The organism is Pseudomonas sp. BNK-30 (assembly GCF_047456185.1).
Classification (GTDB): domain Bacteria; phylum Pseudomonadota; class Gammaproteobacteria; order Pseudomonadales; family Pseudomonadaceae; genus Aquipseudomonas; species Aquipseudomonas putida_E.
This window is the reverse complement of record NZ_CP179904.1, coordinates 962945-975061: the sequence shown is the minus strand read 5'-3', so window position 1 is coordinate 975061 and position 12117 is coordinate 962945. Positions and strand designations below refer to the sequence as shown.

General features: G+C 62.4%; 11 protein-coding genes. 9 read left to right on the top strand and 2 right to left on the bottom strand.

Features of this window, described 5'->3' with window-relative positions; translation table 11 throughout:
• Positions 1-48: 48 nt before the first annotated feature.
• Complete coding sequence (locus tag ACMGGN_RS04640; protein ID WP_119687522.1) at positions 49-960, bottom strand: DUF808 domain-containing protein; 912 nt, start codon at positions 958-960, stop codon at positions 49-51.
• A 132-nt stretch (positions 961-1092) separates the two neighbouring features.
• Between ACMGGN_RS04640 and ACMGGN_RS04635 the strand changes: the two genes are divergently transcribed.
• A complete protein-coding gene (locus ACMGGN_RS04635; protein ID WP_039604598.1) occupies positions 1093-1704 on the top strand; it encodes a TetR/AcrR family transcriptional regulator in 612 nt (203 codons plus the stop codon).
• 105 nt (positions 1705-1809) lie between these two features.
• Here ACMGGN_RS04635 and ACMGGN_RS04630 read toward each other — a convergent pair whose 3' ends face one another.
• Positions 1810-2250: a GlcG/HbpS family heme-binding protein gene (locus ACMGGN_RS04630; RefSeq protein WP_012315453.1), complete on the bottom strand. Its 441-nt coding sequence runs from the start codon at positions 2248-2250 to the stop codon at positions 1810-1812.
• Positions 2251-2506: 256 nt separating this feature from the next.
• Here ACMGGN_RS04630 and gcl point away from each other — a divergent pair, with 256 nt between their 5' ends.
• From gcl to ACMGGN_RS04590, 8 genes are all read left to right on the top strand, one after another.
• A complete protein-coding gene (gcl, locus tag ACMGGN_RS04625; RefSeq protein WP_115274207.1) occupies positions 2507-4282 on the top strand; it encodes a glyoxylate carboligase in 1776 nt (591 codons plus the stop codon).
• A 68-nt stretch (positions 4283-4350) separates the two neighbouring features.
• The gene (gene hyi / locus ACMGGN_RS04620) at positions 4351-5133 is read left to right on the top strand and encodes a hydroxypyruvate isomerase (RefSeq protein WP_012315455.1); all 783 of its coding nucleotides are present in this window, start codon (positions 4351-4353) and stop codon (positions 5131-5133) included.
• 180 nt (positions 5134-5313) lie between these two features.
• The gene (locus ACMGGN_RS04615; protein WP_039603965.1) at positions 5314-6207 is read left to right on the top strand and encodes a 2-hydroxy-3-oxopropionate reductase; all 894 of its coding nucleotides are present in this window, start codon (positions 5314-5316) and stop codon (positions 6205-6207) included.
• A gap of 166 nt (positions 6208-6373) precedes the next feature.
• Positions 6374-7648, top strand: a complete 1275-nt coding sequence (locus ACMGGN_RS04610) for a glycerate kinase (RefSeq protein WP_115274206.1) — start codon at positions 6374-6376, stop codon at positions 7646-7648.
• Positions 7645-9060: a pyruvate kinase gene (gene pyk / locus ACMGGN_RS04605; protein WP_125924714.1), complete on the top strand. Its 1416-nt coding sequence runs from the start codon at positions 7645-7647 to the stop codon at positions 9058-9060. Before ACMGGN_RS04610 ends, pyk begins: the two co-directional genes overlap by 4 nt.
• A 190-nt stretch (positions 9061-9250) precedes the next feature.
• Complete coding sequence (locus ACMGGN_RS04600; protein WP_115274204.1) at positions 9251-10120, top strand: urea transporter; 870 nt, start codon at positions 9251-9253, stop codon at positions 10118-10120.
• A 45-nt stretch (positions 10121-10165) separates the two neighbouring features.
• Complete coding sequence (locus tag ACMGGN_RS04595) at positions 10166-10990, top strand: ion transporter (protein WP_046785318.1); 825 nt, start codon at positions 10166-10168, stop codon at positions 10988-10990.
• A gap of 88 nt (positions 10991-11078) precedes the next feature.
• Entirely contained in the window at positions 11079-12077 is a 999-nt protein-coding gene (locus tag ACMGGN_RS04590; RefSeq protein ID WP_119687525.1) for a sulfate ABC transporter substrate-binding protein, read from the top strand.
• The last annotated feature ends 40 nt before the right edge of the window (positions 12078-12117 follow it).

Genomic DNA, 12117 nt, shown 5'->3' with positions numbered 1-12117 from the left:
GCGGCCTTGTGTCGCGAAAGGGCCGCAAAGCGGCCCAATTCACCTTCATCAAGCCGGGCGCAGTACCCGCCACAACTTGCCCAATCCGCTGACCACCGCCAACACCACGGCCCCCGCAACAATCCCCACCCCACCATTGAGCAACGCGCCAGTAAGCGCCCCGCCCCGCCCTTCACTGAACGCCTCGATGGCGTGATGCAGCGGCGCAACACCGTGTACCAGAATCCCGCCACCGACCAGGAACATCGCCGCAGTCCCGATCACCGACAGGCTCTTCATCATGTAAGGCGCCGCCCGCAGAATGCCGTTGCCCACCACCTGGGCCGCTTTCGAGGCTTTCTGAGTCATCCACAAGCCCAGGTCATCGAGCTTGACGATACCGCCCACCAACCCATAGACACCCACGGTCATGACGATCGCAATGCCCGACAGCACGATGATCTGCTGAGTCAGCGGCGCATCGGCCACAGTGCCCAAGGTGATGGCGATGATTTCTGCCGAGAGGATGAAGTCGGTGCGCACCGCCCCCTTGATCTTGGTCTTCTCAAAGGCCACCAGGTCGACGTTCGCATCGGCAACGGCTTCGCTGCGCGCACTGTGCTCGGCAGCATCCTCCTCCTTGCTGTGCAAGAACTTGTGCGCCAGCTTTTCGAAGCCTTCGAAACACAGGTACGCACCACCGATCATCAGCAGCGGCGTCACCGCCCATGGGATGAACGCGCTGATCAGCAGCGCCGCCGGCACCAGGATCGCCTTGTTGACGAACGAGCCCTTGGCCACCGCCCACACCACCGGGATCTCGCGCTCGGCGCGCACACCGGTGACCTGCTGGGCGTTGAGTGCCAGGTCGTCGCCCAGCACACCTGCGGTTTTCTTCGCCGCCACCTTGGTCATCAAAGAGACATCGTCGAGTACCGTGGCAATGTCGTCGATCAGTACCAGTAAACTGCTTCCTGCCATGTCTGCCTGTTTCCCGTGAAATGAATGGGCCGGAGTCTAGCCCAAAGTCGCTGCCTTGAGCGCCCCTCGAGCCCGGTGCTACCATGCCCGATCCCTCTTAGAGGTGGCCAGACACGAGGAAGATCCCTGACCATGAGCACCATTCGCGAGCGCAACAAGGAACTGATCCTGCGCGCGGCCAGCGAGGAATTCGCCGACAAGGGCTTCGCCGCCACCAAGACCAGCGATATCGCGGCCAAGGCCGGCCTGCCCAAGCCGAACGTGTATTACTACTTCAAGTCCAAGGACAACCTCTACCGCGAGGTCCTGGAGAGCATCATCGCGCCGATCATGCAGGCGTCCACGCCGTTCAATGCCGACGGCGACCCCAAGGAAGTGCTGAGTGCCTACATCCGCTCGAAGATCCGCATTTCGCGAGACCTGCCGCATGCCTCGAAGGTGTTCGCCAGCGAGATCATGCACGGTGCGCCGCACCTCTCGCCCAACCAGGTGGAACAGCTCAACGAGCAGGCCCGCCACAACATCGAGTGCATCGAGCGCTGGATCGAGCGCGGGCAGATTGCCAAGGTCGACGCGCACCACCTGATGTTCAGCATCTGGGCGGCGACTCAGACCTATGCCGATTTCGATTGGCAGATTTCGGTGATCACCGGCAAGGCCAAGCTGGCCGACAGTGATTACGAAGCAGCAGCCGAGACCATCATTCGGCTGGTGCTCAAAGGCTGTGAACCCGAGGCGGCCTGACAAGGCCAGTGGGGCTGCTCTGCAGCCCTCTCGCGACACAAGGCCGCTGTAGGAGCGGCCTCGTGTCGCGATAGGGCCGCAACGCGGCCCCGGCAATTTAAAGCCTTACGCAGCTACACCGGCATCCGCCGTCAACCCCGCCTCTTCGATCGCACTGATCGCACACTGCTCGTCGATATCCGACGTATCGCCGCTGATCCCTACGGCACCCAGCACCTTGCCGTCCTGATCGCGGATCAGCACGCCACCTGGCGCCGGCACCACCGGCCGCTCACCCACACCATTCAACGCGGCAAAAAACGCCGGCCGCTGCTGCGCATCCAGCGCCAGCAAGCGCGAGCCCTTGCCCAGGGCAATCGCGCCCCAGGCCTTGCCCGTGGCCACCTCAGGGCGAATCAGGCTGGCGCCATCTTCGCGCTGCAGGGCCAGCACATGCCCACCGGCATCCAGCACCACCACCGTCAACGGCGCAGCATTGATCTTGCGGCCCGCCGCCAGCGCCGCGTTCACCAGGCTGACAGCGACTTTCAGGTTCAAAGCGTTCATGGAAAGGTCCTCTTCTTGTTGTGAGAAGCCCGAGGGCAGTTGAAAATCGATCACTCAAATAGAACACAACTGCAACCACTTTTGTATACAATAAATTGAAACGATCGTATGCGATGACGCAAATCGCCGTTTTCATGGGCGCTCGGACGAAAGCAACCTCCCCCGATGAAAACCCATTGACCTGAACCGCCAGCCGTGAATACACTCTGGCACAAAGCAAGTTGTATACAATTACAAAATCGATGAGGCACAACCCATGAGCAAAATGAGAGCAATCGATGCAGCCGTTCTGGTCATGCGCCGTGAAGGTGTAGATACCGCGTTCGGCATCCCAGGGGCTGCCATCAACCCGTTGTACTCGGCCCTGAAAAAAGTCGGTGGCATCGATCACGTCCTCGCTCGTCACGTTGAAGGCGCCTCGCACATGGCCGAGGGTTACACCCGCGCCAACCCAGGCAACATCGGCGTGTGCATCGGCACCTCCGGCCCCGCCGGCACCGACATGGTCACCGGCCTGTACAGCGCATCGGCCGACTCCATCCCGATTCTCTGCATCACCGGCCAGGCGCCACGTGCCCGTCTGCACAAAGAAGACTTCCAGGCTGTCGACATCACCAGCATCGTCAAGCCCGTCACCAAGTGGGCGACCACCGTTCTGGAACCAGGCCAAGTGCCTTATGCCTTCCAGAAAGCCTTCTACGAAATGCGTACCGGCCGCCCAGGCCCTGTGCTGATCGACCTGCCGTTCGACGTGCAGATGGCCGAAATCGAATTCGACATCGACGCCTACGAGCCGCTGGTCGTCAACAAACCGTCCGCCACTCGCGTACAGGCTGAAAAAGCCCTGGCCCTGCTCAACGACGCCGAGCGCCCGCTGCTGGTGGCCGGTGGCGGCATCATCAACGCCGACGCCAGCGACAAGCTGGTGGAGTTCGCCGAACTGACCGGCGTGCCCGTGATCCCTACCCTGATGGGCTGGGGCACCATCCCGGACGACCACGCCCAGATGGTCGGCATGGTCGGCCTGCAGACCTCGCACCGCTACGGCAACGCCACCCTGCTCAAGTCCGACCTGGTGTTCGGTATCGGTAACCGTTGGGCCAACCGCCACACCGGTTCCGTTGACGTTTACACCGAAGGCCGCAAGTTCGTTCACGTCGACATCGAGCCCACCCAGATCGGCCGCGTGTTCACCCCGGACCTGGGTATCGTTTCCGACGCAGGCCTGGCGCTGGACGTGTTCATCGAAGTGGCCCGCGAGTGGAAAGCCGCCGGCAAGCTGCAGTGCCGCAAGGCCTGGCTGGAAGACTGCCAGCAGCGTAAATCGAGCCTGCAGCGCAAGACTCACTTCGACAACGTGCCGGTCAAGCCGCAGCGCGTTTACGAAGAGATGAACCAGGTGTTCGGCAAGGACACCTGCTACGTCAGCACCATTGGCCTGTCGCAAATTGCCGGTGCACAGTTCCTGCACGTGTACAAGCCACGTCACTGGATCAACTGTGGCCAGGCCGGCCCGCTCGGCTGGACCATCCCGGCGGCACTGGGTGTGGTCAAGGCCGACCCGAAACGCAAGGTTGTGGCACTGTCGGGTGACTACGACTTCCAGTTCATGATCGAAGAGCTGGCCGTGGGCGCGCAGTTCAACCTGCCGTACGTACACGTGCTGGTGAACAACGCCTACCTGGGCCTGATCCGTCAGGCGCAGCGTGGCTTCGACATGGATTACTGTGTACAACTGGCGTTCGAGAACATCAACTCCACCGACGCCGCCACCTACGGTGTCGATCACGTCGCCGTGGTCGAAGGCCTGGGCTGCAAAGCCATCCGTGTCTTCGAGCCAGGTGAGATCGCCCCGGCCCTGCTCAAGGCACAGAAGATGGCCGAAGAGTTCCGAGTACCGGTCGTGGTGGAAGTGATTCTGGAGCGTGTGACCAACATTTCCATGGGCACCGAGATCAACGCGGTCAATGAGTTCGAAGACCTGGCGCTGGTCGGCAACGACGCGCCAACCGCCATCTCGATGCTGGACTGATCGCCTGACGCCCCCGTGCTGCGCCCTACCTGAGGGCGCCGGGGGCCTTCATCGCAAGGAGACACATCATGCCTCGCTTCGCTGCCAACCTGTCCATGCTGTTCACCGAACAGGACTTCCTGGCCCGCTTCAAGGCTGCCGCCGATGCTGGTTTCAGCGGCGTCGAATACCTCTTCCCGTACGACTTCAGCGCTGCCGAAATCAAGCAGCAGCTCGACGCCCACGGCCTGACCCAGGTGCTGTTCAACCTGCCGGCCGGTGATTGGGGCAAAGGTGAGCGCGGAATCGCCTGCCATCCCGACCGCGTCGAAGAATTCCGCGCCGGTGTCGACAAGGCCATCGAATACGCCAAGGTACTGGGCAACACCCAGGTCAACTGCCTGGCCGGCATTCGCCCGCAAGGCCTGCAGTGCGCCGACGTGCGCAAGACCTTTGTCGACAACCTGAAGTTCGCTGCCGACAAGCTCAAAGCCGCTGGCATTCGCCTGGTCATGGAAATGATCAACACCCGCGACATCCCGGGCTTCTACCTGAACACCACCCGGCAGGCCCTGGAAATCCAGGCCGAAGTGGGCAGCGACAACCTGTTCCTGCAATACGACATCTACCACATGCAGATCATGGAAGGTGACCTGGCTCGCACCATGGAAGCCAACCTGAAACTGATCAACCACATCCAGCTGGCCGACAACCCGGGCCGTAACGAACCGGGTACCGGCGAGATCAACTACCGCTTCCTGTTCGAACACCTGGACCGCATCGGTTACCAGGGTTGGGTAGGCGCGGAGTACAAGCCGCTGACTACCACCGAAGCAGGCCTGGGCTGGCTGAAGACACACAACGCAATCTAAGAACGCTCGCAGAACCTGCTGTAGGAGCGGCCTTGTGTCGCGAAGGGCTGCAAAGCAGCCCCGGCAGATTGCCTGCGCAACTGAGATCGAGGGGCCGCTGCGCGCCCCTTCGCGACACAAGGCCGCCCCTACAGGGGGCCGAGTCGCCTGCTTACATAAATATAAAAGAGGTAATTTCTCATGGCTAAAATCGGTTTCCTCGGCACCGGCATCATGGGCAAGCCCATGGCTCAGAACCTGCAAAAAGCAGGTCACAGCATTTTCGTTTCCACCCACCACGAGGCCGCACCGGCTGACCTGATCGCCGCTGGCGCAGTGGCGCTGGCCAACCCGAAAGAGGTTGCCCAGGAAGCCGAGTTCATCATCGTCATGGTGCCGGACACCCCGCAGGTCGAAAGCGTACTGTTCGACCAGAACGGTGTCGCCGAAGGCGTGGGCCCGAACAAGGTGGTGATCGACATGAGCTCGATCTCGCCGACCGCCACCAAGGCCTTTGCCGAGAAGATCAAGGCCACCGGTGCCGCCTACCTCGACGCACCAGTGTCCGGTGGTGAAGTCGGTGCCAAGGCCGCGACCCTGAGCATCATGGTCGGTGGCTGCCCGAACGCCTTCGAACGCGCCCTGCCGCTGTTCGAAGCCATGGGCAAGAACATCACCCGCGTCGGCGGCAACGGTGACGGCCAGACGGCCAAGGTCGCCAACCAGATCATCGTCGCCCTGAACATCCAGGCCGTCAGCGAAGCTCTGCTGTTCGCGGCCAAGAACGGTGCAGACCCTGCCAAGGTGCGTGAAGCGCTGATGGGCGGCTTCGCCTCCTCGAAGATCCTCGAAGTGCATGCCGAGCGCATGATCAAAGGTACCTTCGACCCAGGCTTCCGCATCAATCTGCACCAGAAAGACCTGAACCTGGCCCTGCAAGGCGCCAAGGAGCTGGGCATCAACCTGCCCAACACCTCCAACGCCCAGCAAGTGTTCAGCACCTGCGTGGCACTGGGCGGCGGCAACTGGGACCACTCGGCGCTGATCAAAGGCCTGGAGCACATGGCCAACTTCTCGATCCGCGGCGAGAAATAAGCTTCAAGCTGTAAGCCTCAAGCGGCAAGCAAAAGCAGGTCTGCTTTTACTTGCGGCTTGTAGCTTGAAGCTTGCAGCTCTGGGGACCGCCCCTGGTTCGGCCTGCACGGAGGCAGTTCCAGGGGCGTTTTCGATTCTGCAGAACAACAATAACTGGGAGCCTGCCATGTCGGTCGATCCGCAAAAACTTCTCCGCGACCTGTTCGACACAGCCATCGCTGCCGCCCACCCCCGTCAAGTCCTCGAACCCTACCTGCCCGCCGACCGTAGCGGCCGGGTCATCGTCATCGGCGCCGGCAAAGCCGCAGCGGCCATGGCCGAAGTGGTCGAGAAGAGCTGGCAGGGTGAAGTGTCCGGGCTGGTGGTCACACGTTACGGTCATGGCGCCAACTGCCAGAAGATCGAAGTGGTCGAAGCCGCCCACCCGGTCCCCGACGCCGCTGGCCTGGCCGTGGCCAAACGTGTGCTGGAACTGGTCAGCGACCTGAACGAAGACGACCGCGTCATCTTCCTGCTCTCTGGCGGTGGTTCGGCCCTGCTGGCGCTGCCAGCCGAAGGCCTGACCCTGGCCGACAAGCAACAGATCAACAAGGCGCTGCTCAAGTCCGGCGCCACCATCGGCGAGATGAACTGTGTGCGCAAGCACCTCTCGGCGATCAAGGGCGGCCGCCTGGCCAAGGCTTGCTGGCCCGCCACTGTCTACACCTATGCCATTTCCGATGTGCCCGGCGACCTGGCTACGGTCATCGCCTCCGGCCCCACCGTGGCCGACCCGAGCACCTCGGCCGACGCCCTGGCGATCCTCAAGCGCTACAACATCGAAGCGCCCAAGGCCGTCATCGACTGGCTCAACAACCCCGCCTCGGAAACCGTCAAGGCCGATGACCCGGCCCTGGCCCGCAGCCACTTCCAACTGATCGCCAAGCCCCAGCAATCGCTTGAAGCCGCTGCAGTGCAAGCCCGCCAGGCCGGCTTCAGCCCGCTGATCCTCGGCGACCTGGAAGGTGAATCGCGCGAAGTGGCCAAGGTGCATGCCGGTATCACCCGGCAAATCGTCCAGCACGGGCAGCCGCTCAAAGCACCTTGCGTGATCCTTTCTGGCGGCGAAACCACTGTCACCGTACGGGGCAATGGCCGTGGCGGGCGCAATGCGGAGTTTTTGCTCAGCCTCACCGAAAGCCTGAAGGGCCTGCCGGGCGTGTACGCCCTGGCTGGTGATACCGACGGCATCGACGGCTCGGAAGAAAACGCCGGCGCCTTCATGACGCCAGCCAGCTTCGCCCGCGCCGAGGCACTGGGCCTGTCGGCCAGTGACGAGCTGGACAACAACAACGGCTACGGCTATTTCGCCGCACTCGATGCGCTGATCGTCACTGAGCCGACCCGCACCAACGTCAACGACTTCCGCGCCATCCTGATCCTTGAGACTGCACAATCATGACGCCTGATAAAAAAGTCAAAATCCTCGCCACCCTCGGCCCTGCGATCAATGGCATCGACGATATCCGCCAGCTGGTAGAAGCCGGGGTGAACATCTTCCGCCTCAACTTCAGCCATGGCGAACACGCCGACCACGCCCTGCGCTACCAGTGGATCCGCGAGGTCGAGCAGCAACTGAACTACCCGCTCGGCATCCTCATGGACTTGCAGGGCCCCAAGCTGCGCGTTGGCCGCTTTGCCGAAGGCAAGGTGCAGCTGCAACGCGGCCAGGCGCTGCGCCTGGACCTGGACAAGGCCCCGGGTGACAGCCGCCGGGTCAACCTGCCGCACCCGGAGATCATCGCCGCGCTGGAGCCCGGCATGGACCTGCTGCTGGACGACGGTAAGCTGCGCCTGCGGGTGACCGCCAAGCACAGCGATGCCATCGACACCGAAGTGCTGGCCGGTGGCGAGCTGTCCGACCGCAAGGGTGTCAACGTGCCGCAAGCGGTGCTTGACCTCTCCCCGCTCACCGAAAAGGACCGCCGCGACCTGGCCTTCGGCCTGGAACTGGGCGTGGACTGGGTGGCGCTGTCGTTCGTGCAACGCCCCGAAGACATCCTTGAGGCCCGCCAGCTGATCGGCGACCGTGCCTACCTGATGGCCAAGATCGAAAAGCCGTCGGCCGTGGAGCAGCTGCAGGCGATTGCCGAACTGTCCGATGCAATCATGGTGGCGCGTGGCGACCTGGGTGTGGAAGTGCCGGCCGAGAGCGTGCCGCAGATCCAGAAACGCATCATCGGCACCTGCCGCCAGCTGGGTAAACCGGTGGTGGTGGCCACGCAGATGCTCGAATCCATGCGTTTCTCGCCAGCCCCGACCCGCGCCGAAGTCACCGACGTCGCCAATGCCGTTGCCGAAGGTGCCGATGCGGTGATGCTGTCGGCCGAGACCGCCTCGGGTGACTACCCACTGGAAGCCGTGCAGATGATGAGCAAGATCATCCGCCAGGTGGAGAACGGCCCGGATTACCAGGCCCAGCTCGACGTTGGCCGGCCCAAAGCTGAAGCCACCGTGTCGGACGCCATCAGCTGCGCGATCCGCCGGATCAGCGGCATCCTGCCGGTGGCGGTGCTGGTCAACTACAGCGAGTCGGGGGCTTCGACCCTGCGCGCCGCACGCGAGCGGCCACGGGCACCGATCCTCAACCTGACGCCGAACCTGGTCACTGCCCGCCGCTTGAGCGTGACCTGGGGCGTGCACTCGGTGGTCAATGACCGTTTGCGCCAGGTAGATGAGGTGGTCTCCACCGCACTGGAAATTGCCCAGGCCCAAGGCATGGCCAGCCGTGGTGACACATTGCTGATCACTGCCGGTGTGCCGTTCGGCAAGCCAGGCTCGACCAACAGCCTGCGGATCGAGACCTTGGTCTGAGATTGCCGGGGGCGCTTTGCGCCCCTTTTGCGACACAAGGCCGCTCCTACCGGCGAACGCGAAACCCTGTAGGAGCGGCCTTGCGTCGCGAAAGGAGGGCAAAGCCCTCCCCTTGCCCCCAACAACAGACACGCGGAAAACCGAGGCCCAAAGAGGCCCACCGCTCTTCCATCAACCTTACCGACTGCCCATGTACACCAAAAATTTTGTCAACCCGTGCCCCGACTGGGCCACGGCGCTACTCAACGGCTTCAGCCAGGTACTGCTGCTGCGCAGCCCCCTGTGCGGCCTGTGCTGCCTGCTGGCCATCCTGCTGACCGCCCCCGACCTGGTCGGCGGTGCCCTGCTCGGCGCCCTCGCCGGCCTGCTCACCGCACAGCGCCGCGGCTATGACCGCGCCGACCGCCAGGCCGGGCTTTACTGCTATAACGGCGTGCTGATCGGCATCCTGATCTGCGCGGTACTGCCCTGGTCGGCAATCATGCCGCCGCTGATCATCGCTGCCGGTGGGCTGTCCAGCATCATTACCCACCAGTGGCGCAAGCGCGGGGGCAAACTGCTGATCGCCTACACCGCCCCTTTCGTGCTGCTGGGTTGGGGCACACTGCTGCTCGCCAGCCCCTCACCCAGCGGCTTCGTCGAAGCCGACCCTCTGTATGCTCTGGCGCGGGGCGTAGGCCAGATTTTCCTGCTCGACCAGCCATTGGCCGGGTTGCTGATCATCTTAGGCATGTTCATCGCCAACCCCTATGCCGCGATGTGGGCGGTGATCGGCTCGGCCATCGGTGGCAGCGTAGCCTTGTTTGCCGAAGCGCAATCTGCCTGGCTGGGTCTGTACGGCTTCAACGCGGCACTGGCGGCGCTGGCCTTCAGCAGGCAGGGTGAAAAGCCTTGGGTGACCCTGCTGGCGATTGCCCTGGCTCTACTGCTGCAACCGCTGTTCAAGCTGCTACCGGTGCCCGGCCTGACCGCCCCGTTCGTCGCCGCCTGCTGGCTGATGCACTTGGGCAGCCACCTGGCCCAGCCCAGGCAGCGCAATGCCAGGCGCTTGCACAGCTGAAACGCAACCCCTAGGCTCAGCCCATCGCTTTTGTGGAACGAGCCCATGAACAACCCTGCGAGCCTGCGCGAACGGCTCTACGTCATCGTATTCCAGACCGACACCGTCGCCGGCCGGCGCTTCGACAAGACCCTCCTGCTGATCATCCTGGCCAGCCTGGTCACGGTGATCCTCGACAGCATCGACGAGATTCACCAGAACTACGCAGGCCTGCTGGCCGGTATCGAATGGGGCTTCACCGCGATCTTCCTGGCCGAGTACATCACCCGCCTTTACTGCTCGCCCAAGCCCATGCGCTACGCCTTCAGCTTCTACGGCCTGGTCGACCTGCTGGCGATCGTGCCGGGGATCATCGCCCTGTACTACAGCGACGCGCAGTACCTGCTGATCATCCGGGTGATCCGCATGCTGCGGATTTTCCGTGTGCTCAAGCTCGGCCAGTACCTGAACCAAGCGAATTACCTGATGGCGGCACTGCGTGGCAGCAAGCAGAAGATCATCGTGTTTCTGCTCAGCGTGTCGACCCTGGTCACTGTGTTCGGCACCTTGATGTATGTGATCGAGGGCCCCGAGCACGGCTTTACCAGCATCCCCAAAGGCATCTACTGGGCCATTGTCACGCTCACGACCGTGGGCTTTGGCGATATCGTGCCGAAAACACCGCTGGGCCAGGTACTGTCCTCACTGGTGATGATCACCGGTTATTCGATCATTGCCGTGCCCACAGGGATTTTCACCGCCGAACTGGCCAATGCCATGCGCGCCGAACAGTTGCAGCACGACTGCCCAAGGTGCAGCAAAAAGGCCCATGAACACGGCGCTGCATTTTGCTCGCGCTGCGGTAACCTGCTGTTCCCGAAAACAGAATAAGCAAAGAGCCATTTGGTCTTTAGTCGTTCAATAACGAAACGCTATAGTCGCGCATAAGTTACCAAACACTCCGGAACAAGGACGCATCGTGAAAAAACTCTTCACTGCTTCGCTGCTGGCCGCCGGCCTGGCGTGCGGCACCCTCGCTCAGGCCGCTCCGACCCTGCTCAACGTTTCCTACGACGTGATGCGCGACTTCTACAAGGATTACAACCCAGCGTTCCAGAAACACTGGGAAGCCGAGCACGACGAGAAGGTCAACGTGCAGATGTCCTTCGGCGGTTCGAGCAAACAGGCACGTGCAGTGATCGATGGCCTGCCGGCCGATGTCATCACCATGAACATGGCCACCGACATCAATGCGCTGGCCGATATCGGCAAGCTGGTGCCGGACAATTGGGTTACACGCCTGCCCAACAACAGCGCCCCGTTCACCTCGGCCACTGTGTTCATCGTGCGCAAGGGCAACCCCAAGGCACTCAAAGACTGGCCTGACCTGCTCAAGGATGGTGTACAGGTCATCGTGCCCAACCCCAAGACGTCAGGTAACGGGCGCTATACCTACCTGTCGGCCTGGGGTTATGTGCTCAAGCAGGGCGGTGACGAGAACAAGGCCAAGGACTTCGTCGGCAAGCTGTTCAAACAGGCACCGGTACTCGATACCGGTGGCCGCGCCGCGACCACGACCTTCATGACCAACCAGATCGGCGATGTGCTGGTGACCTTCGAGAACGAAGCCGAAATGATCGCCCGCGAATTCGGCCGCGACCAGTTCGAAGTGGTCTACCCGAGCGTGTCGGCCGAAGCCGAACCACCGGTGAGTGTGGTCGACAAAGTGGTAGCGAAGAAGGGTACCCAGGCCGTGGCCGAGGAATACCTCAAGTACCTGTGGTCGCCGGCAGCCCAGGAAATCGCCGCACAGAACTACCTGCGTCCGCGTGATGCAACCGTACTGGCCAAGTACACCGACCGCTTCCCGAAGGTCGACTTCCTGTCGGTGGAGAAAACCTTCGGTGACTGGCGCACCGTGCAGAAGACCCACTTCAACGATGGTGGGGTGTTTGACCAGATCTATACCGGTCAGTAATTGAATGCTGCCCTCACTGGCCGCCATCATGACGCTCAGT

What these genes read in the sequence shown, in the direction of transcription:
- ACMGGN_RS04640 (WP_119687522.1), bottom strand. Translation starts at nt 960, where the DNA reads ATGGCAGGAAGCAGTTTACTGGTACTGATCGACGACATTGCCACGGTA.
- ACMGGN_RS04635 (WP_039604598.1), top strand. Translation starts at nt 1,093, where the DNA reads ATGAGCACCATTCGCGAGCGCAACAAGGAACTGATCCTGCGCGCGGCC.
- ACMGGN_RS04630 (WP_012315453.1), bottom strand. Translation starts at nt 2,250, where the DNA reads ATGAACGCTTTGAACCTGAAAGTCGCTGTCAGCCTGGTGAACGCGGCG.
- gcl (WP_115274207.1), top strand. Translation starts at nt 2,507, where the DNA reads ATGAGCAAAATGAGAGCAATCGATGCAGCCGTTCTGGTCATGCGCCGT.
- hyi (WP_012315455.1), top strand. Translation starts at nt 4,351, where the DNA reads ATGCCTCGCTTCGCTGCCAACCTGTCCATGCTGTTCACCGAACAGGAC.
- ACMGGN_RS04615 (WP_039603965.1), top strand. Translation starts at nt 5,314, where the DNA reads ATGGCTAAAATCGGTTTCCTCGGCACCGGCATCATGGGCAAGCCCATG.
- ACMGGN_RS04610 (WP_115274206.1), top strand. Translation starts at nt 6,374, where the DNA reads ATGTCGGTCGATCCGCAAAAACTTCTCCGCGACCTGTTCGACACAGCC.
- pyk (WP_125924714.1), top strand. Translation starts at nt 7,645, where the DNA reads ATGACGCCTGATAAAAAAGTCAAAATCCTCGCCACCCTCGGCCCTGCG.
- ACMGGN_RS04600 (WP_115274204.1), top strand. Translation starts at nt 9,251, where the DNA reads ATGTACACCAAAAATTTTGTCAACCCGTGCCCCGACTGGGCCACGGCG.
- ACMGGN_RS04595 (WP_046785318.1), top strand. Translation starts at nt 10,166, where the DNA reads ATGAACAACCCTGCGAGCCTGCGCGAACGGCTCTACGTCATCGTATTC.